20 protein-coding genes are annotated in these 19,230 nt (G+C 39.2%); 6 read left to right on the top strand and 14 right to left on the bottom strand.

Annotated features, from left to right (window positions below; all coding sequences use genetic code 11):
• Nucleotide 1: 1 nt before the first annotated feature.
• Nucleotides 2–598 (top strand): dephospho-CoA kinase, encoded by a 597-nt coding sequence (gene coaE / locus EGT34_RS12980; protein ID WP_000874127.1) that lies wholly within the window; start codon nucleotides 2–4, stop codon nucleotides 596–598.
• Here the strand turns inward: coaE and EGT34_RS12975 are convergent.
• The 4 genes from EGT34_RS12975 to EGT34_RS12960 all read right to left on the bottom strand — a co-directional run bounded on the left by EGT34_RS12975 (nucleotide 595) and on the right by EGT34_RS12960 (nucleotide 4,070).
• On the bottom strand, nucleotides 595–1,509 hold the full coding sequence (locus tag EGT34_RS12975; RefSeq protein WP_000075011.1) for a DMT family transporter: 915 nt from the start codon (nucleotides 1,507–1,509) through the stop codon (nucleotides 595–597). The genes coaE and EGT34_RS12975 overlap by 4 nt on opposite strands.
• A 35-nt stretch (nucleotides 1,510–1,544) precedes the next feature.
• Nucleotides 1,545–2,294, bottom strand: coding sequence for a 23S rRNA (guanosine(2251)-2'-O)-methyltransferase RlmB (gene rlmB / locus EGT34_RS12970; RefSeq protein WP_001118149.1), 750 nt, complete (start codon nucleotides 2,292–2,294; stop codon nucleotides 1,545–1,547).
• 101 nt (nucleotides 2,295–2,395) lie between these two features.
• Nucleotides 2,396–2,722: a pyrimidine/purine nucleoside phosphorylase gene (locus EGT34_RS12965; protein ID WP_000099685.1), complete on the bottom strand. Its 327-nt coding sequence runs from the start codon at nucleotides 2,720–2,722 to the stop codon at nucleotides 2,396–2,398.
• A 76-nt stretch (nucleotides 2,723–2,798) separates the two neighbouring features.
• Complete coding sequence (locus EGT34_RS12960; RefSeq protein WP_000610365.1) at nucleotides 2,799–4,070, bottom strand: tetratricopeptide repeat protein; 1,272 nt, start codon at nucleotides 4,068–4,070, stop codon at nucleotides 2,799–2,801.
• A gap of 152 nt (nucleotides 4,071–4,222) precedes the next feature.
• On the opposite strand from EGT34_RS12960, the gene recN reads away from it, so the two are divergent.
• The 3 genes from recN (at nucleotide 4,223) to ruvX (ending at nucleotide 7,011) form a co-directional block, all read left to right on the top strand.
• Nucleotides 4,223–5,890, top strand: coding sequence for a DNA repair protein RecN (gene recN / locus EGT34_RS12955; RefSeq protein WP_000955429.1), 1,668 nt, complete (start codon nucleotides 4,223–4,225; stop codon nucleotides 5,888–5,890).
• 126 nt (nucleotides 5,891–6,016) lie between these two features.
• Nucleotides 6,017–6,571 carry a YqgE/AlgH family protein gene (locus EGT34_RS12950; protein WP_001979301.1) on the top strand — a complete coding sequence of 185 codons (555 nt, stop codon included), beginning with the start codon at nucleotides 6,017–6,019 and terminating at the stop codon, nucleotides 6,569–6,571.
• Entirely contained in the window at nucleotides 6,571–7,011 is a 441-nt protein-coding gene (gene ruvX, locus EGT34_RS12945) for a Holliday junction resolvase RuvX (RefSeq protein WP_000127528.1), read from the top strand. The genes EGT34_RS12950 and ruvX overlap by 1 nt, the downstream gene beginning before the upstream one ends.
• A gap of 57 nt (nucleotides 7,012–7,068) precedes the next feature.
• On the opposite strand, the gene EGT34_RS12940 is transcribed toward ruvX, so the two are convergent.
• From EGT34_RS12940 to EGT34_RS12930, 3 genes are read right to left on the bottom strand one after another with little or no spacing between them, the layout of a single operon-like run.
• Complete coding sequence (locus tag EGT34_RS12940) at nucleotides 7,069–8,070, bottom strand: HlyD family secretion protein (RefSeq protein ID WP_001072475.1); 1,002 nt, start codon at nucleotides 8,068–8,070, stop codon at nucleotides 7,069–7,071.
• A 39-nt stretch (nucleotides 8,071–8,109) separates the two neighbouring features.
• Nucleotides 8,110–8,316 (bottom strand): DUF1656 domain-containing protein, encoded by a 207-nt coding sequence (locus tag EGT34_RS12935; RefSeq protein ID WP_000503613.1) that lies wholly within the window; start codon nucleotides 8,314–8,316, stop codon nucleotides 8,110–8,112.
• Nucleotides 8,309–10,408 carry an FUSC family protein gene (locus EGT34_RS12930; RefSeq protein ID WP_000925021.1) on the bottom strand — a complete coding sequence of 700 codons (2,100 nt, stop codon included), beginning with the start codon at nucleotides 10,406–10,408 and terminating at the stop codon, nucleotides 8,309–8,311. The genes EGT34_RS12935 and EGT34_RS12930 overlap by 8 nt, the downstream gene beginning before the upstream one ends.
• A gap of 495 nt (nucleotides 10,409–10,903) precedes the next feature.
• Here EGT34_RS12930 and EGT34_RS12925 point away from each other — a divergent pair, with 495 nt between their 5' ends.
• A complete protein-coding gene (locus tag EGT34_RS12925; RefSeq protein WP_001018361.1) occupies nucleotides 10,904–11,677 on the top strand; it encodes an IclR family transcriptional regulator in 774 nt (257 codons plus the stop codon).
• Between the two features lie 194 nt (nucleotides 11,678–11,871).
• On the opposite strand, the gene EGT34_RS12920 is transcribed toward EGT34_RS12925, so the two are convergent.
• From EGT34_RS12920 to EGT34_RS12890, 7 genes are all read right to left on the bottom strand, one after another.
• Nucleotides 11,872–12,483, bottom strand: a complete 612-nt coding sequence (locus tag EGT34_RS12920; RefSeq protein WP_000171260.1) for an alpha-ketoglutarate-dependent dioxygenase AlkB family protein — start codon at nucleotides 12,481–12,483, stop codon at nucleotides 11,872–11,874.
• On the bottom strand, nucleotides 12,480–13,334 hold the full coding sequence (locus tag EGT34_RS12915; protein WP_001178158.1) for a methylated-DNA--[protein]-cysteine S-methyltransferase: 855 nt from the start codon (nucleotides 13,332–13,334) through the stop codon (nucleotides 12,480–12,482). The genes EGT34_RS12920 and EGT34_RS12915 overlap by 4 nt, the downstream gene beginning before the upstream one ends.
• Before the next feature lie 122 nt (nucleotides 13,335–13,456).
• A complete protein-coding gene (pgsA, locus tag EGT34_RS12910; RefSeq protein ID WP_000206941.1) occupies nucleotides 13,457–14,044 on the bottom strand; it encodes a CDP-diacylglycerol--glycerol-3-phosphate 3-phosphatidyltransferase in 588 nt (195 codons plus the stop codon).
• Nucleotides 14,045–14,162: 118 nt separating this feature from the next.
• Entirely contained in the window at nucleotides 14,163–14,957 is a 795-nt protein-coding gene (locus tag EGT34_RS12905; protein ID WP_000055162.1) for a thioesterase family protein, read from the bottom strand.
• Between the two features lie 120 nt (nucleotides 14,958–15,077).
• A complete protein-coding gene (gene uvrC, locus EGT34_RS12900; RefSeq protein ID WP_012300759.1) occupies nucleotides 15,078–16,877 on the bottom strand; it encodes an excinuclease ABC subunit UvrC in 1,800 nt (599 codons plus the stop codon).
• A 133-nt stretch (nucleotides 16,878–17,010) separates the two neighbouring features.
• Nucleotides 17,011–17,541, bottom strand: coding sequence for a CHAP domain-containing protein (locus tag EGT34_RS12895; protein ID WP_000929591.1), 531 nt, complete (start codon nucleotides 17,539–17,541; stop codon nucleotides 17,011–17,013).
• Between the two features lie 216 nt (nucleotides 17,542–17,757).
• A complete protein-coding gene (locus tag EGT34_RS12890) occupies nucleotides 17,758–18,585 on the bottom strand; it encodes a hypothetical protein (RefSeq protein WP_000722375.1) in 828 nt (275 codons plus the stop codon).
• 363 nt (nucleotides 18,586–18,948) lie between these two features.
• Between EGT34_RS12890 and EGT34_RS12885 the strand changes: the two genes are divergently transcribed.
• On the top strand, nucleotides 18,949–19,209 hold the full coding sequence (locus EGT34_RS12885; protein ID WP_001130903.1) for a hypothetical protein: 261 nt from the start codon (nucleotides 18,949–18,951) through the stop codon (nucleotides 19,207–19,209).
• Nucleotides 19,210–19,230 lie beyond the last annotated feature (21 nt).

The raw sequence follows: 19,230 nt of genomic DNA, 5'->3' as shown, positions 1-19,230 counted from the left end.
GATGGCTTTTATTCTGGGAATCACAGGTGGTATAGGCAGTGGTAAATCAGCTGCAACACAATGGTTTGAATCCCAAGGAATCCAAGTCGTCGATGCCGATATTGTTGCTCGCGAAGTAGTTGAAAAAGGGCAACCTGCCCTTCAAAAAATTCAACAAACCTTTGGAGATTGGGTGCTTCAACCCGATGGCAGTTTGGACCGCCGTGCCTTACGTGAATATATTTTTCAAAATCCACAAGCGCGTCATACACTCGAGCAAATTACCCATCCCGCAATCCGTCAATCTATTATTCAACAGCTACAAAATCGTAAAAGTCCGTATGTGATTTTAGTTTCACCACTACTTTTTGAAACAAATCAACATGAACTAGTCAATCACACGCTACTGATTGATGCGAGTGAACAAACTCAAATTCAGCGTGCGAGCCAGCGCGATGGACAAAACCAAGAACAAATCCAGAAAATTATTGCTGCACAAATGCCACGCGAACGAAAACGTGAGCTTGCAAATGACATCGTGTTTAACGACGGATTACTCGAACATTTATATCAGCAATTAGAGCCTTTACATCAAAGCTATTTGAAGCGTGCAAACTAATTTTGTGTATTTTGCTGCTTAATCTTTTGTGTCAGGCTATCTTGTCTAAACCAACGCCAAGGCTGTAAAGCACCTATTCCCATACCTACTAAGCCCACTACAATTGATGGGCTTAATGATTCACCAAGTAAAGGTACAGCTAAAATAGCAGCAATAAACGGCGCCAAAGTTACAATACTTCCCGTTTTAAATGCGCCAAGACGCTGAATAGCAGCAACATAGGTTAATGTCGCAATAATAACGACAAACACGCCATGGAAAATACTTTGTACAGCTAAGTGCAAAGGATCTACATCCATAAAGTGCTTAGGTAAGAACAACAAATAAATCGGCAAATAAATAATTGCGGACCAGATTGCGACGCTTGCCATAGAATGCCAAGCAGAGAGCTTCCACTGTTTAAGTAGTACAGTAAAAATCCCCCACCAAATCGCACTGATAAACAGAAGTAAATCTCCAATTCCAAAAGCAGAGGTACTACTTTTCAACATCAATGCGCTCATGAGAGCCAAGGCAGTAATCATAATTGCCAGACTCACCCATGTATGTTTATCAAATGGCTGTCTAAATAAAATATAAGCAGCTATAGCAGTACAGATAGGAATACAACCATTTAAAAATATTGCAGCATGGGCAGCTGGTGCATAAAGAAAAGCTGTATAAACCGTAAGGCAGTAAATGACTCCACCAATCAATGCCAAAATAACCGCATGCTTACTCCATAAAAAAGCAAGATCTTTTTTATAAATTAAGATAGGCATCAAAATTAGGAAGGCTATAGCAAAGCGTAGTGCGGCAATATCCCAAGCACTGATGTGCCATTGTGCATTTAAGCGGGCAAAAAGCGTAAACCCACCCCAAATGCACATGGTCACCAATACAAAAAAATAACCTTGCGTACGGGGAGACATATCAAGACTGCATAAAAACTAGGAAGGCAGCTAAATTATACCTCAGAACGCTGACGACAAGCTTCATAAAGTGCCATACCCGTTGCCACACTTACATTTAAACTTTGTAAGTTACCTGACATTGGAATATAGGCTTTTTGGTCACACTGTGCTTGAGTAATTGGACGTAAACCTGTGTCTTCTGCCCCCATTACAATCACAACAGCACCCGAGAAATCACACTTCTGAATAGGTAATGCATTTTCATCAAGCATCGTACCGATCACACGTACGTGAGTTGTCTCTTTAAGATGCGCTAAAGTACGAGCCAAATTAGTCACTTGAATAAATTTAACTTTTTCGGCCCCACCCGCTGCGACTTTACGAGCAGTTGGAGTTAAGCTTGCTGAGCGATCGCGAGGCACAATCACTGCCTGAACACCCATTGCAGCGGCAGTACGGATACATGCCCCTAAGTTATGTGGATCTGTCACCTGATCTAATGCCAGCAATAAGGCATCTGGAGTTTCAGCCAAGAGCTGGTCTAGATCTTTTTCATTTAAAGTCGGGTGCGGACGTACTGCTGCAACTACGCCTTGGTGAAATGGCAAACCCGCAAGCTTTTCGAGGCTATCACGGCTTGCTTTTTGTACACTAATCCCAAAAGGCTCGGCCAATTGCAGAATCTTCTGCAAACGCTGATCGTCGCGCCCTTTCAATGTAAACAGGGTCAGCACGCGCTCCGGCTCAAGTTCTAACAATGACTCCACTGAGTGAACGCCATAATAATATTCCGGTTTTGCCATGCATGACCTCTAACAACGTTTGAGCAAAAAATAAAAATCCTGTAAAGCCAACTTCACAGGATTTCTTTGGGCATAGTGTACCCGATTTAAACAGTAATTTCTTAGCCTTCTAAGTGGCAAACATAATCAAGCACTTCATCAGTCTCGATTTTGAAAACACTATTGCCTGGTACATAAAAAGATTGCCCAGCGCGGAACAATTCACTTTCATTGCTGTCTGCAATTTTAACGCGACATTCACCTGAAATAATTTCCATACGCTCAGGAACATGGGTTTCAAATGTTAAAGGCTGTTCAGTCGGCAAAATAACACCTAATGTTTTTTTCGTTCCATCTTCAAATTGCACGGTATGGCTGATACATGCTCCACCAAAATAAACATTTGATTTTTTGATGACCGTTACATGATCAAATTGGGTTGAACTCATGCACACTCTCCAGATAATGCCGCATTTATATAAATTATGATGAATGTAGTTTAATTGTGCCTAAATAACTAATCAATCAGTTTTCATACGGATAGACTTGTAATTTCCACTGCTGTAACTGAATTTTTTTAGCAAAAGCGTGGGGTAAATTCACTTCAATATTTCGACTCTTCGACACAATTGCATCATATCTGCAAACTTCATCGTGATTTTCATCGAATAAAATCCAGTAAACTTTTTCTGCCGTTGGATGATTAACCGCAGTTGTAACTACTGGTGAACCATTATCCATCCCTACATGAAAATTGTCTTGGTCATTTTGCATTGAAGTTAGATCATAAACCGGAAAATCGGCACTATTTTCATCAAATTGCTGGCTATCATGTACAAGCACACTTTGTTTTAAAGTCGGCCAAATACAATAACGCAGGTAATGTTGATCTATGACTCGATTGTCCGGATACCTTCCAGTGGCAACATAATCCCTGATATGTGCTTCAATATTATGAAAAATACCTGTACAACCGCCCCACATACCCGCCAAAATTAATTCAGTATGAGAATAGCTATCTCTCATTAAATGGAACCATTGATCACTCTTAAGCCAAGCATAAACAGCGGCTTTTTCACGATAAGACACAACAGAGTCGGCATCACGTACTAAAAACCGTTTAACTACCGGATCGTCCATAACTAAAAAGCGCCAAAATAAACCTGATAACTGTTTTTGAGTGGGGCTGACATGTACGACTTGTGCACCATTTGCTTGTAACCGTTGTTGTACAAATTCGGGAACGCTCTCATCCACATAGAATCGACACGTCCACTCAGGATAGATTTCTTGAGCTAACTTAGTATTTAGAATGGAAGTTTCACAGTACCGCGGATTTGCTCCAAATAGAGAAAAAGCAATAATATTTTCTTGTGGATTTGGGCTAAAGGGCGCGGGTTTATGAGTAGGTATATTTAAAGCAGGCTCATTCTTTGTGAGTTCTTTTTTGGTTGAAATGGCTAAACGCCCAAATTTAATCTTCTCTTCTTTTTTATTTAAATGATGACAAACTTCGGTCAATCCATCGTATAAATTTGTATTAACGTTAGAACCACTTGCTTTAATGGCTTGCATATAATGTTGATATGCATCGTCATAACGGCGTAACCGTAGCTCGGTATAAGCTAAATCAGACAATGCTCCGGGATGTCCGGGAACCAGACTTACTGCTTTTTTTACATGTTGATATGCTTTGACATAATCACCTTGTGCAGCAGCCTGTTTAAATGCATTAAAATGCTGATTTAAAATTTTATTCATTTCAGCAGGATTAATTTTTTTATGGCGGTTGATCATCCCTATTGGTGCTTTCGGTAAGCTTAATGTTTTTTCATTGTAAAGATCCGCAATCTTGCTGTTCTATAATTTCAGTTAGAATAATAGATCACTTGTAGCAAATTCAAAACTTCTCTATCTTTAACCCATAATTTGGCGCGTTGGATGCGTTTATGCTCACACATTTAACTTTAATCAATTTTGCATTAGCTGATCATTTAGCTATTGATATAGAACAAGGATTTAATGTTCTAACAGGTGAGACAGGTGCAGGAAAATCATTATTACTGGATGCACTATCTGCCTGCTTAGGGGAACGTACAGATACAAATTATGTCCGCTATGGTTCGGACAAAGCGGATGTAACCGCAGTTTTTACTTATCAGGACAATAGCCCTGAAGCAAAATGGTTAAAAGAACATGAACTAGATGATGATTCAGGGGAAATTCATTTACGTCGGGTTATTTTTGCAACTGGCCGTAGCAAAGCATGGGTAAATGGCCGTCCAAGTAGTCTCTCTGAGCTTAAAGAATTAGGCCGCTTATTGGTTCAGCTGTATAGCCAGCACAGCCAACAACAACTACTTGAACCGCCTTATCCAAAGCATTGGCTAGACCGTTATAGTAATTTTTACGCCGAAGCAAATGATGTTCGTGAAGCATATAGTACATGGCAGCGTAATATCCGCCAGCATCAGGCTGCGCTCGACGCTCAAGCGACCCGTCTACAACGTATTGCGACCTTAGAGTTACAAATTGAAGAGCTTGAGGAAGTCATTCAAACCGATTACAAAGAAATCGAGCAAGAGTTCGATCGCCTTAGTCATCATGAACATATCATGCAAGACTGTAGCTATAGTCTAAATGCGCTTGATGAAGCTGAACAAAACATTACTCAAGAAATGTCGTCGATCATTCGCCGCCTAGAGTCTCATGCGGGGCGTAGTGAGCAGCTTTCCGAAATTTATAATTCGTTATTAAATGCGCAAAGTGAAATTGATGATGCCACATCAAATTTACGTCAATTTATTGACCGTCAGAGTTTCGATCCTGAACGGATGGAAGAACTGAACTCCAAGCTAGAGGTTTTCCATCGACTTGCTCGTAAATACCGTACTCAACCAGAAACACTTAAAGAAGAGTACGAAACTTGGCAAAGTGAGCTTGAGCAATTACATCAGTTAGAAGACCCTGAAACTCTGGCTGAACAAGTAGAAAAGTCACATCAAGAATTTTTAGAAAAAGCCCAGCATTTGGATAATATTCGTCGTGAAGCTGCTGCCCCACTTGCAAAACAATTAACTGAACAGGTTAAACCTTTAGCGCTGCCTGAGGCACATTTTGAGTTTAAGTTTGAACCATTAGAACAACCAAATGCAGAAGGTTTAAGTTTTATTCAACTTTTATTTACTGCCAATAAAGGCATACCTCCTCAACCATTGGCACGTGTAGCATCTGGTGGTGAGCTTTCTCGTATTGCACTCGTTATGCAAGTCATGAATGCTGAAAAGACCGAAGCAGAAGTTTTGGTATTTGACGAGATTGATGTCGGAATTAGTGGTGGTACAGCTGAAGTGGTTGGACGTTTATTGGCCGACTTGGCTCAGCATGTCCAACTTCTATGTATTACCCACCAAGCACAGGTGGCTGCACAATCCGATCAACATTTGTTAGTCAAAAAACAACAAACTGATCCGGCAAGTAGTACTATTGTACAACTTGATGAAAATCAAATTATTTCCGAGCTAGCACGCATGTCAGGAGGTGTTGAAATTAATGAAACAACCTTGCAGCATGCTAAACAATTACGTCAACTTAAATTTCAGGCTTCTTCAACTTAATAAAGAAAATGAGAGAAAAAGATTGGCGAAATCCGATTAACTCTTGTATGTTGATAAAAAGAACCTATATAGATAAAAAGGGTCGAGAGACCCTATAGCGACATTTTTTGAGGGAGAACCGCTTAGGTGACCAAACAATATATGACTCACCGTTGTCTGATTGCCCCGCCAGAAATGGCAGATGACTTTTTTGCAAATACAGTAATTTATCTTGCCCGTCATGACGAAGAAGGTGCCCAAGGTATTATTATCAATCGCCCTGCCGGTATCCAAATTAAAGAGCTACTCAATGATTTAGACATTGATGCAGACAATGTAAATCCGCATGAGGTTTTACAAGGTGGTCCTTTACGCCCTGAGGCGGGCTTTGTTCTTCATACAGGCCAACCAACATGGCACTCTTCTATTGCTGTGGGTGAGAATGTCTGTATTACTACCAGTAAAGATATTCTCGATGCGATTGCGCATAACGAAGGTGTTGGTCGCTACCAAATCGCCCTTGGTTATGCGAGTTGGGGTAAAAACCAGCTAGAAGATGAAATCGCTCGTGGTGACTGGCTTATCTGTGATGCCGACATGGATCTGATTTTTAACTTGCCGTACGATGATCGTTGGGATGCAGCCTATAAAAAAATTGGTGTAGATCGTACATGGCTGGCTTCTGAAATCGGACACGCTTAATGACTGCAACACAATCAAAATCAATTATGGCTTTTGACTTTGGCACTCAGAAAATGGGAATGGCGATTGGTCAGTCTGCAATTGAAAGTGCTAACCCATTACCACTTTTTGTGATGAAAGATGGTATTCCCAACTGGGACCAACTTTTAAAAATTGTGAAAGAGTGGCAGCCTGATTTATTTATTGTTGGTCTTCCATTGAATATGGATGATAGCGAGTCAGAACTTTCAACACGGGCACGTAAGTTTGCACGTCGCTTACGCCATCAAACCAATATTGAAACGTGGATGGTCGATGAACGGCTCACCACTCGTGAGGCAAGAGAAGAACTTGGTTTTTATCAAGAACAAGGTCGTGCCAAGAAGTTGTCAGCCGATAGTTTTGCCGCGGCTTTGCTAATTCAGAGCTGGTATCGCAATCCTGTTGGTTTAACGCCATAAAATAAAAAAAGCATGTTTCAAACATGCTTTTTTATTGAGTTTAAAAACTTAAAGCTTTTATTTTTCAATAATATGTACTGTAGCAGTACGGCCAGACACAAAAGCCAACTCATTTTTTGGTGCTTCGTCTAACACAATTTTTACAGGTACACGCTGCGCTAAACGAACCCAGCTAAATGTCGGGTTTACATTTGCAAGCAGTTTCGAACTACTTGAACGCTCACGATCTTCAATACCCGATGCAATACCCTGCACATGGCCTTTAATTTTCTGTCTATCACCCATTAATTGCACAGTTGCTTCATCACCAATATGAATACGGTCTAATTTTGTTTCTTCAAAATATCCCACAACATAAAGCTGCTTACGATCTAGCAATGCTGCAACTGCTTGTCCAACTTGAACATAATTACCCGGACGTAAATCAAAGTTAGATAATGTTCCATCTGCCGGTGCAACAACAGCCGCACGGTGCATATTGAGTTCTGCTAAATGTAAATTACTTGTTGCTGCTTCAACCAATGCCTGTTGCTGTTTAATAGTGGCTTCAGCTTGTTGAATAGCAGCTTGGAGTTGCTCATGTTCCGCGTGTGATTGATCGCGAGTTGCAAAGACCTGATCTTGTTCTTGCTTAGAAATCGCACCATCCATTAAGTTTGAATAACGGTTTGCGTTTTTCTCGGCTAACTTAATGTTAGTACTCGACTTAATCAAGTTTGCTTTGGCTTGGGCTAGACCTGCTTGTGCTTGAGCATAGGCCGCTTTTGCTTTTGCCAAATCAGATTTTGCTTGTTCTACATCTAAAGCTCGGCGAGAGACATCAATTTTAAAAAGCACCTGACCTTTTTTTACAGTCTGGTTATCTTGAACCAATACTTCCGTTACAAGTCCTGCTACATCTGAAGAGACCTGAATAACGTCACCACGAACTCGACCATCACGTGTCCACGGTGCTGCATTATAGTAGTTCCATAAATGCACAATGGTATAGACAGCAATCATTAATGCGACAATCAAAATCACTGGACGGATGACTTTTTTCAACTCCAATTGATTCATTTTACTCACCTAACTCAATCTTTAATCTGGCAATCATCTTTAAGCACCTAACCCAACAAAAATTTGGTGTATCACCAAAAGTAGTAAAAGGTAAAAACACAAATTGAAAATACTGGGTAATGCAATCCAGCCTTGTGCAATCCATTTGTTGGTTAAGGGACTTAACCAGCGAAAACATATATATGCAAAAATGGCTTGGACGAGCAAAGCAGGCACGTAAATACCGTAGACATTAAACTCACCCATGCGCTGTGGCTCCTGTAAGCGTACGATCTGCATTCATTTGGTTTGATGAAACATGACACATGCTATAAGCAATATTATTTAGTGAAATAAATAATCTTTGACGCAGAGTCATATCTTCAATATTTGAAGCAAGTTGTTTAAGTTCAAATAAGGTTTGGTGAATGTGCTGTACCAATACATCACTTTCACCTTTTTCATTTTCTTTAGCTCTAAATAGCTCATCTAAATCTTGTTGCAAACGGCCAATGTGATGGGCCAATTCTGAAGATGTCGGAACTTGATTTGCTAGCTCTTGTAGTCGGCTTAAATCAATGATCGCACTTGATTCAACTAAAGCCTGTTGAATAGATTTTTTAATCTCCTCTGACTGAACCATTTTAGTATTTAAGACACCAACACGGTCTAACATCCCCCGTAAGTGAACTTTAAATTCAATACCATAAGGAATGTATATGGCTTGGCGCATCGCACGGTAATGTAAAGCCAAAATACGGTTTGCACTGGTATCGGGTGACATGGCACGCACAACATCAATAACGACTAATGACACCAATACGCCCATGACCATACCAAATGAGCTATCCAAATAAGACACTGCGTCCATGCTGTAAGCATTGTGCAAGTTCAGCCCCATCATGGTATTAATACCTAGCACCATCCCGACTGGCATGAGTGCCTGATTCGCCATCATGGAAACCGCAAACAAGAACATTGGTAATAAAACGAGTCCAAGTTCCCAAAACGTTGTGACATGAGGAAAAATACCAAACGCGTAAATAAAAACTAAAACCGCCGAGGCCACACTGCCCCATATAAAAATACGCAAGACAGGAACAGGGTTATCTAGGGCCGTTAAGATACAGGCAGTTACTGCACCGATCTGTGCCATCATGAACCCAGCTTTCCAGCCAGAAAGAATCCACACACCAGTCACAATAAATGTAATCAGCACTGCACTAATACCACCTCTGACTGCCACACCATGATCTCGGTGTAAACTTGGATAGGTCGTAGTCATTGGGGTAATGTTATCTGGAATCTCTTTATTACCTTGCTTGATGCGTTGCCATAAAACTTTTACAGCTAAAACATTACTAATGAAATGACGCACATCCATTTTCATGGCAGCCAATAACACTTGCTGATGTTCAGAAGCCGAATCATTTAAGTTCAAGAAATCATTTTCAAACTCGTCAGGTAACTGCAGAATATTTTCATCAGTCATCTGATCTTTTTGTTCCAGAAAATGAATCACATGCCCTGAAAGCTGCTTTAATTTATCTGAATGACTTTCAATAAAATTGAGTTCTTGCAGTTGTTTAATTCGTTCAGATAAAGCAACCAAGTTCGCGACCACCATCGACATTTGATGGAGCATTTCTTGCAAAGGTTTGGTCATCCCATGCAACTCACCTTTTTCATAGCTCAAGTGAACTGCCAGAGCATGAATATCGGTCGTATCACGAGTAATAGCAGCTAAAAGCTGTGTATTGTTTTGCTGTTGATCTGCATTTAACAAATTAGCAAACAGGTTTTCTGTATCTTTGAGGGTTTTTGTTACACGCTGTTTGATTGCCGAACCAATATGCATGGGCAAAATAGTCGCAGACACAACCGCACTCGAAATCACACCAATTGAAATCTCAAGTACACGAGCCAAAGCAATATCAAAAATATTGTACTGATCAATATAAGTAATCGCGTTATACACAATCATTGCGGTTGAATAACCTGCCAACATAAATGCATAACTGCGAGGAGTACGGTCTAATAAAGACACATAAAGCGCAAAGCCCACCCATAGTGATAACACAACCGTAAAGATCCACGGCGTATTAATCAGATGCGGAGTAATGGTTAAGGCAATAATGGCCCCGCCTACCGTTCCCAATAAACGATAAACACACTTAGACGACACCATACCCGAATAAGGATTGGCGATAATCAGGACGGTACCGATCGACCACATTGGATTAATCAGGTCTAATTCGAACGATACAAATAATGCCAACATACCGGCAATAAATGTCTTTATTGCAAAAATTAGATCAAGCTTACTCGGGCGGAAAGCCAGTATTTGCTTTAATAACATGAACTCATCTCAAATATAGATTTGAACTGATGAGCATGCTCATCAGTGTCCGTTTGCTTTTAAAAAAAGACAATACGACTTTGCCATTTGCCTATAAGACAAATGAGTTAATGAGAGCATCCTTCAATACAATGATTTTTCCTACATCTCTGCATGATGTACCGAGATGATTTCAGTTTGACCGCTATTTATACGACCAAGCTTAGGAAAGAAGAGACATCGAGAAAGCCGGTAGAATAAACCAATTTCTCGATTAGATATTTTGTTGCACAATTTTTTCAAATTAAAGTGATTTAGTCAACTAAAATATCTTCATTTGATAATTTGATATGTTTTTAGTTAATCATATATGATGTGTGAATCAAGAGAACTTTTCTGATTCTGAGCGTAAAATATTTAAATCAGGCAGTTATCTTGGAATTGAGACAAAGCTTCAATTTTTCTGTTATAAGAACTCAAGTGTGACCCGTTTATTAAGGATACGAATAAGACATCATGGCAATTTCAAGTTTTGGCAAAATTTTAACCGTACTGGATTTATTTTCCGTTTCACGACCAGTGATTAATGTCGATATTATTTGCGAAGAACTTGGCTTGTCTAAACCGACCAGCTACCGTTATCTGAAAGAACTCGTATCAGCCGACTTATTAAAACGTATTAATGGTACTTCTGGCGATTACACTTTAGGCTCAAAAATAGCAGTTCTTGACTATGTATCTAGAACAACCGATCCATTGGTCCAAATCAGCACGCCATTTATGCGAAATATTGTAGAGCGTACTGAACTTTGCTGTTTACTCACCTATTTAAATGATGACTACTGCATTGATATTCATCATGAGATTTTTAAAGATACTGAATTACTTTCATATGGTCGAGGCTGCCCACGCCCAATTTATGTTGGGGCCTCACCAAAAACGATGGTTTCACATTTAAGCAAACAACGCATGCATGACTACTATGAACGTTTTCAACATGAGCTGTCTGAATCAGGTTTTGCTGTAGACGAACCTAGCTTTATTCAACGTATGCGTAAAATAAAAAAACAAGGCTTCTATTTCTCGCAAGGTGAGATTGACCCGAATGTTTCAGGGCTTGCTGTACCCGTTCGTTTTTCGAGTAAAGAAGTTCCTTTGGCTTTAACGTTAGTCGCATCAAAGAACCGCTTTGATTTTTTAAATATTGAAAAGTTGATTGAAATTTTGCAAGAAAACGCGGCATTGATTGAGCAGCGCTTTATGGAACTTTCAGAAAAGGGCGAGATCTAAAATAATATTTTTGATAATTTAAAGTTTTCTTACACTTTGAAGCATTGAAAATATCCAAATATTCTCATATTATGATTTTAGCACCTATTGATGATTCTTTTCATCAGCAGCTCATCAATAGTAGGCTCTCCCTCAGAGGAATAAGCTCATGTTGCCATCATGGGCTTTTTTCTTGCCCAATTTTTAGAAAAAACTTATGAAAATTTGAACTGACGAAAAGTCAGATTAATGCGTGGTTGTAAAATCTTGGTTGAACGATTTAAACGGTGTTGCCAATATTGTTGAGTCTCACCACGCATCACAATAAGTTGACCCGGTTGTAACCACATCTCAACTTTTTCTTTGGTTTGAATATGCCTAAAAGAGAATTTCCGCGTTGCTCCAAAACTTAAAGAGGCAATTGTAGTGGTTCTAGCTAAAGACACATCCGAATCACTATGCCAAGCCATTCCTTGAGTTCCGTCTTCATAAAGATTTGCCAAGCAAGAATTAAATTTTTCTGAAAGGATCTGCTCTACTTGCTGTTTTAGCTGAGCAAGTGCTTTGTCCCACGGTAAAGAATCACGAAAGACACCAGAATATTTATATCGATAATGCTCATCTCCATACCAAGCAACTTTACGAGGTGTTATAAAGTGCTTGCCATATAGCTTCGCTTCATCATGTCGCCACGCCAAATGGTGGTACAAATAATGAAAATATTGTTCAGCTTCTTCGGTAGTTAAAATACATCCATAATCCTGAACCTCACCATCATAAGGCAATAAGTTTGAACAAGGTTCTGGAGAAAATAAATCTAGTGTCATGCAATCTTCCCTTGCTGCTTAGCCATCTCCCAAGCTAACAATGCCAGTTTACGCCCTTTTTGCCAATGGTACTCACCGACCATTCCTGTTGCGCGAATGACCCGATGACATGGAATTAAATACGCAATCGGATTTTGGCCAATTGCTGTAGCCACTGCTCTGACTGCCTTAGGTTTTCCAATTTGCTCAGCAATATCTTGATAGGTTCGTAACTGTCCTTCGGGAATAGTAAGCAGTGCCTCCCATACTTGTAGCTGAAATGGTGTTCCTGCAAGATTAAGCGGTAATTTCTGCTGTAAATGTTCTGAGAAATCTTGTCTAAACCACTGTGCAATCTGTTGATGCCAAATCGGAGAGTGATTTTTTAATTGAGCTTTCGGAAAATACTGTTTAACGATTTCTTGTATGTTCTTACTGTGATCAACAAAGCGAACAGAACAAATCCCTTTATCACTACTTACTACCAATAAGTCACCAAATGGACTCGTTTCAACTGAATAATTCAGTTCAACGCCATCACCTTGCTGCTTGTATTCACCAGGGGTCATCCCTTCAAGCTGAATAAACAAATCATGTAAACGACCCGTACCCGACAGTCCAGTATTTAAAGCAGTATCTAATAAGCTACGTTGCTGCATTAAATAATATTTTGCTTGCTGCAAACTCATATATTGCACAAACTTCTTAGGGCTAATGCCTACCCATTCTTGGAACTGCCGCTGGATATAACTCGGGCTTAAATTCATATATGTAGCGACATCTTCTAAGCTTGGTTGCTGGTCTAGATGTTCATATAAATATTCAATAATTGTGGCAATCGCAGCAAATTGCCGAGAAGAAAGCATTTGCATCTGTCACCTCCTTAGTACTCAATCTTACTTTAAAGTAGCCAAGACACCATGACGACCCGATTCTTGCACTTTCCAATAAAAAAGCCTTTCGCAAGGAAAGGCTTTTGAAAATCTTTTTAATTTTATGGCTGCTTTAGGTATGGCCATGCAGCTTTTAAATAAATAAACATTGACCATAAAGTCAAAATAACGGCGGTATATAACAAAGCATAGGCCAATACTTCTAAAGGCTGCCAATTCAACAGGAATACACTAATCGCAATCATTTGAAATGCAGTTTTATATTTACCGACTGTTGATACGGCTACACTGGTCCGCGCGCCAAGTTCTGCCATCCACTCACGTAAAGCAGACACAGTAATTTCCCGTGAAATAATAACAATTGCAGCGAAAGCCATCGCAATTGTCGGTTTCCACTGCACTAAAACAATAAGTGCAGCTGCAACCATAAGTTTATCTGCAACCGGGTCTAGGAAACGGCCAAATGCTGAAGTCTGGTTTAAAGTTCGTGCTAAATAGCCATCAAACCAGTCGGTTACGGCAGCCAGCACGAAAATAGCCGTCAAGATAATATGACGTGTCATACTTCCTACGTGCTCACCAATACCTATTGCAGGCGGCCAATATGCAATCACCAAAAATACAGGAATAAGCGCAATACGCGCCAAAGTTAGGATATTTGGGATATTCAGGATTCGCCCTGTGGTCATAAACACCGCCAATTTAGTCTTCACGCATCTTTTAACAGACAAAGACACATACTTCAATATTGTATCTATCTGTAACAGCCACTTTATACGAAATATGTGAATCGAGAAAGTAGATTACTTAGGTAAATACCGTAACAGTTTGCCGCAAGATTGCAATTAAATGATCATTTTGATCCCAAAGATATGCATATTCTGTGGAGTACCCCTCAGCTGCATATTCAGTAGTTACTTTATATTTAAACCAGTCACACAACTGGTGCCGAACTGGATGAACATAAGTAATATGCCATGATAAAGAACTTGCAGGTGCAACTTGCTTAAACATAGGCAAAACACCCGGTGGCCAAATATCCATAAGAACAATCAAATCAGATAATGTCATTTGACGATTCGCATGCTGCTCTGGTGAGAACCTTGACCAGCCACCAAAGTCGGGTTGTTTACTTCCCGTTACCGGATAATTCCCCTCAGCCCAACAGACTTCAAAATGCTGAAAGCATTCAGGCATATGTTTCGCAAAAGGAATGACTGATAAATTTTCAGGTGGTACATAAGCAGGGACGACTGGCTCTTGCTTTACCTCAATACTCGATGCACGAGAAGCCCCAAAACTTGCAACCAAAATCGTTTGTACTGCATCATCTTGCCATAAACGTGCTTCAAGCGTAGTGACTGACTTTCCTTCTCTTAAAACTTCAATAGTCAATCGGGCAGCGCCTTGTTGTACAGGGCCTACAAAAGTAACACTACAACTTAATAATCTTTTATTTGAATCTTGAATATAGGAGCATGCCTTTTGCATTAATAACCCAGCAACAAGACCACCAAAAACGGTGCGGCCCTGTAACCATCCTGCGGGTATATCAATCCATTCATTTTGCTTTACATCTTCCCATAGTTGCAGTAATGACATTCATATCCCTAAATCATGCGCATGATTAAGAAATATCTTTCATTATTTTGACCAATATGTGAATGATCATTCAGCTATTAATTTACGAGCGCTTTTGTCACTCATCTTCTCAAGACATGACTACTCATGCAAAATTTTATAAATCGTTCTTGCCATCACTTCACCTAAGCCCGGCACGACTGTCAGTTCTTTTTCAGATGCTTTTAACACACCTTGGATACCACCAAAATGTGTTAATAAATCTCGGCGGCGTTTAGGTCCTAAGCCCGGAATTGCTTCTAAAACTGAGGTGCTACGGCGTTTATCACGTTTAGCGCGGTGTTTAGTAATGGCAAAACGGTGAGCTTCATCACGTACCTGTTGAATCAAATGTAGCGCCTTACTATCTTCAGGTAACTGAATTTTTGTGCCATCGGTAAAATGAAGCGTTTCAAGCCCCGGTTTACGGCCTTCACCTTTTGATACACCTACCATAAAAGCTTCTAACCCAAGCTCTTGCATTACTTCCATGGCCATATGGAGCTGGCCTTTACCACCATCAATTAAAAGCAGATCTGGCAACATTGCCTTTTTATAGCGACGCGTTAAAGCTTGGCGCATTGCTGCATAATCGTCACCCGCAGTAATATCTTGAATGGCAAATTGGCGATAGTCCCGTTTACGTGCTCCACCTTGGTCAAACACTACGCATGATGCGATCGGTGCTTCGCCCATGGTATGACTAATATCAAAACATTCAATCCGATCAATTGGACGGCCAACTACCTGCTCAAGCTGGTGGAAACGCTCATTGAGTTCTAAGTGGTTACTCAACTGCCCTTTAATCGCATGTTGAACATTCATTTCGGCAAGTTCTAACCATTCAGCACGTGTTTCTCGTACACTGCTCTTAATCTGGACTTTCTTTCCAAACTGCTGTGCTAAAGCTTCTTCCAGCTCTTTACGGTCAGGTAAGGCAGTATTCACAATCAATTCGCTTGGTACTTCATCGGCAACCTGAAAGTAAAAGTTTGCCATGAAGTCACTTAGCATTTGTCCAAGGTCATCGCCTAACATGTCAGGGAAATAGCTTTTACCTCCTAACATACGACCGTTACGTACATGCATAATCTGCACACATGTCACACCAGCCTGATAGGCAATTGCCAAAATATCAGCCTCACCTTTCACTTTGAAAACGGCTTGCTGTGCTTGTACTTCGCGAAGTAAAGACAACCGATCTCGATAAAAAACCGCTTTTTCAAATTCAAGATCTGCCGCTGCCTGTTCCATTTTCGCAATCAGTTCCTGGTTTAATTCTTTGGTGTCACCTTGTAAGAAACGAATACTGTTATTCACGTCTTCTTTGTAATCTTCTGGTGAAACCAAGCCTACACAAGGGGCCGAACAACGCTTGATTTGATATTGCAAACACGGCCGCTTACGCTGTGAGAAATAACTATTTTCACATTGGCGAACATTAAAAAGTTTTTGTAAAACAAGTAAGGTATCTCTGGCACTATAAGCACTTGGATAAGGGCCAAAAAATTTACCGATTTGGTGCTTACCTTTGCCACGTCCACTGGCAATTCGCGGATAAGGTTTATCTGCCGATACAAAGATATAGACATATGACTTATCGTCACGCAGCATAATGTTATAAGGCGGACGATGCTGTTTAATGAGATTTTGTTCTAAAAGCAGCGCTTCGGTTTCTGAACGCGTAACTAGCGTTTCAATATCATAAATTCGAGCAACTAAAGCTTGAGTTTTCGGGTGCTCAATGGTTTTAACAAAATAACTCGACACCCGATTTTTTAGATTTTTAGCTTTACCAACATATAACAACTCCCCCTCTTTCCCTAGCATCTTATAAACGCCTGGAAGTTGGGTCAGATTAGCTAAAATTTTTTCAATATGGGGACGAGCGTTTTGATTCACTATTGGCATACATGGCTTAATACTGAATACCTAATGTGATGTTTTCATCCTTACTTTTCAAGTGCTTTACTGTACCAGAAACTAAATTTGAAAAGGGATAGGAAACTAGCCCGACAAAGTGTGTCGTACTTCCTTAAGAATCGAGGCGATAGTAACTATATTTCACATCTTTTTCTTTATAGACCGCATAGGTTTTTTGACGGAAATCAGAGAACCAGCCATTACCCGTATAGCCCGCAATATGCCCGTAAGTATGACCACTGGTCCGTTCGATAATATAAATATCCCCTTCTTGAGGACGATTAAATGCCGGCTTGATTTTCTTATAACCATTCTTTTCTAAGGTGTGCCCCCAGTCAGATGCAGCTATAGGATGCTTTGATACATCTGCACCCGCAGCTTGTAAGGCAATGCGAATATTCTTGGCACATTTTTCTTTACTGTGCTTTGCAGACATACTTTCAAGCTTACTTGAGAACTTATGTAGATCAATATTTTGATCTTCCGATTTATGTCGTTTAGAAGCCGGTCGATGAAGTTTTTTATTTCCCGAAGAAGCTTTGCTTAACATCGCTTTCGTTTTTAAGTCACCTTGAGAACTTTCTTCTTTTCTCACTTTGATATGGTGAACATATGCATGAGCTGCGTGATGAGCATGAGCCATTGTAAAACCTACTTCCGCTAACCAAGTCTTCGAAAAAACCGCGCTATTGTAGAATCAAAATTATCTGTTGACTTTTAATAGTTGTAACAAATTGCCAGCACTGTGAAATGAGTCACAAAATTAATTTGTCGTTTTTAGTGTCTATAAAAAAACGCCCTTTCGGGCGCTTTAATATTTGTATAAATATACATTACAAATGAAATTCAATTACTGAACTTAAGGTTTCCCTTTCCAAGTTTTAATCATAGTATCCGCAGCAATTTCACTAACAAAGTCACAATATTTACCAGTATAAGGTGGGACATATTCATCAGCACCGGATTGATGATGATACTGTCCTGAATAATCAGTATTATCTATTGTAAATTTCATTGCTAATGAAGCCTCATCACGTGACCACGTAATACCTTGCCACGTCCCCGTTACTGGAGCGGTACGATTTGAATCAATATATAAAGGTGAAGTGCCATCACTAGAAAATTCTATATAGTCTTTATTGCTGTAGACCTTATTAATCATCCAACAAGTTGAGCCTTTAGGAAAATTCACTACATTTTGCTGTAATAATGCATTGTAATAATCTTCAAAAAACACCTGTTGACTAAGAGGTAATGATTCAAAAATCCATTGCCCTAAATATTTAGTTACAGGCTGACCTGAAATATCAATTTTAATTAAATCTTGATTTAAAAATAAATTATCGTCTTTCACTAAATTGGCAGGTTGATAGTTTAAGACTTTATCTGAAAATTGAACTTGTGTACCCAACAAATACCATGTCCCATCTGTTGTTTTAATGGGTTCCAAGGTCACACCCCGATCAGTGAAATAATGTCGACTAAGCTCATAGCCTAATGGACGCCCATCAGGATAGCTAATATAGATTTTATTATCTAAAATCTTATAATTATTCTTCTCAAGCATTGGAATTCCAGCGACTTGACTCGCAGAAAAACCAACAAGTTGCTCACTTTGTTCCTCTGTCTCATCATCACATGCTGAAAGGCTTAATATACATAAACATGAAAGTAGTATTTTTTTCATTTTATTCCTCGATTCAAATTATTAATATAATGTAATCTGAATTATCAATAATTTTCTCTTTTTATCAATCTAAAATTAAATACTCAGATAAAAAGCACTATTTTTTTATTAAGAACTATTTTATAAAATTTTAATCTTAGACTAAGAAAACCATATAATTAAATAAGATAAACCACTACTATTATCTTTTTTCTAAATTATTTTATAATCTTTTTTATTTTTTCTTTTAGGAAAGAGAACTAAAATTTTCATGTTAAATTAATCTAAAAAACTTCAATATTAAAACTTAATCATTAACATCACGAATCTTTATAAAAGTTTTGTGTAATTAGACTAGCAGGTTAAATTCCATTGAAATATCCCATGCCCTTACAAGAAATGATATCAAATATTGAACATATTTCTGATGAACACACCATCTATGCTGAACAACCTTGGGATATTACATCCAAAGCAATTGCTCTATCAAACGATGAAAAGATGGAAGTTTTTATCAAGGATACGTGCTACAGCTATTTTCTTGAAGTATTTATTATCAAAGAGTTAATAGAAGACTTAGATGACTCTTTAAGTAATCAAGACGTTATATTTAAGATCATTCAATACGCAATAAATGATGCATGATGAATATCATTATTTAAAATA

Origin of the sequence: Acinetobacter sp. FDAARGOS_558, assembly GCF_003937785.1 — a bacterium.
In the GTDB taxonomy this organism is placed as follows: Bacteria; Pseudomonadota; Gammaproteobacteria; order Pseudomonadales; family Moraxellaceae; genus Acinetobacter; species Acinetobacter baumannii.
The sequence above is the reverse complement of the archived record's forward strand: the minus strand, read 5'-3'. Positions and strand labels throughout refer to the sequence as shown.

Bases quoted from the DNA above. Each gene is read 5' to 3' on its own strand.
- EGT34_RS12905 (WP_000055162.1), bottom strand. From the start codon at position 14,957: ATGTCATTACTGCAACTATGGGAAGATGTAAAGCAAAATGAATGGATT.
- EGT34_RS12895 (WP_000929591.1), bottom strand. From the start codon at position 17,541: ATGGCTCATGCTCATCACGCAGCTCATGCATATGTTCACCATATCAAA.
- EGT34_RS12935 (WP_000503613.1), bottom strand. From the start codon at position 8,316: ATGGGTGAGTTTAATGTCTACGGTATTTACGTGCCTGCTTTGCTCGTC.
- recN (WP_000955429.1), top strand. From the start codon at position 4,223: ATGCTCACACATTTAACTTTAATCAATTTTGCATTAGCTGATCATTTA.
- EGT34_RS12890 (WP_000722375.1), bottom strand. From the start codon at position 18,585: ATGAAAAAAATACTACTTTCATGTTTATGTATATTAAGCCTTTCAGCA.
- EGT34_RS12885 (WP_001130903.1), top strand. From the start codon at position 18,949: ATGCCCTTACAAGAAATGATATCAAATATTGAACATATTTCTGATGAA.
- ruvX (WP_000127528.1), top strand. From the start codon at position 6,571: ATGACTGCAACACAATCAAAATCAATTATGGCTTTTGACTTTGGCACT.
- EGT34_RS12925 (WP_001018361.1), top strand. From the start codon at position 10,904: ATGGCAATTTCAAGTTTTGGCAAAATTTTAACCGTACTGGATTTATTT.
- EGT34_RS12975 (WP_000075011.1), bottom strand. From the start codon at position 1,509: ATGTCTCCCCGTACGCAAGGTTATTTTTTTGTATTGGTGACCATGTGC.
- EGT34_RS12915 (WP_001178158.1), bottom strand. From the start codon at position 13,334: ATGCAAATGCTTTCTTCTCGGCAATTTGCTGCGATTGCCACAATTATT.
- EGT34_RS12930 (WP_000925021.1), bottom strand. From the start codon at position 10,408: ATGTTATTAAAGCAAATACTGGCTTTCCGCCCGAGTAAGCTTGATCTA.
- pgsA (WP_000206941.1), bottom strand. From the start codon at position 14,044: ATGACCACAGGGCGAATCCTGAATATCCCAAATATCCTAACTTTGGCG.
- EGT34_RS12960 (WP_000610365.1), bottom strand. From the start codon at position 4,070: ATGATCAACCGCCATAAAAAAATTAATCCTGCTGAAATGAATAAAATT.
- rlmB (WP_001118149.1), bottom strand. From the start codon at position 2,294: ATGGCAAAACCGGAATATTATTATGGCGTTCACTCAGTGGAGTCATTG.
- coaE (WP_000874127.1), top strand. From the start codon at position 2: ATGGCTTTTATTCTGGGAATCACAGGTGGTATAGGCAGTGGTAAATCA.
- EGT34_RS12965 (WP_000099685.1), bottom strand. From the start codon at position 2,722: ATGAGTTCAACCCAATTTGATCATGTAACGGTCATCAAAAAATCAAAT.
- EGT34_RS12920 (WP_000171260.1), bottom strand. From the start codon at position 12,483: ATGACACTAGATTTATTTTCTCCAGAACCTTGTTCAAACTTATTGCCT.
- EGT34_RS12940 (WP_001072475.1), bottom strand. From the start codon at position 8,070: ATGAATCAATTGGAGTTGAAAAAAGTCATCCGTCCAGTGATTTTGATT.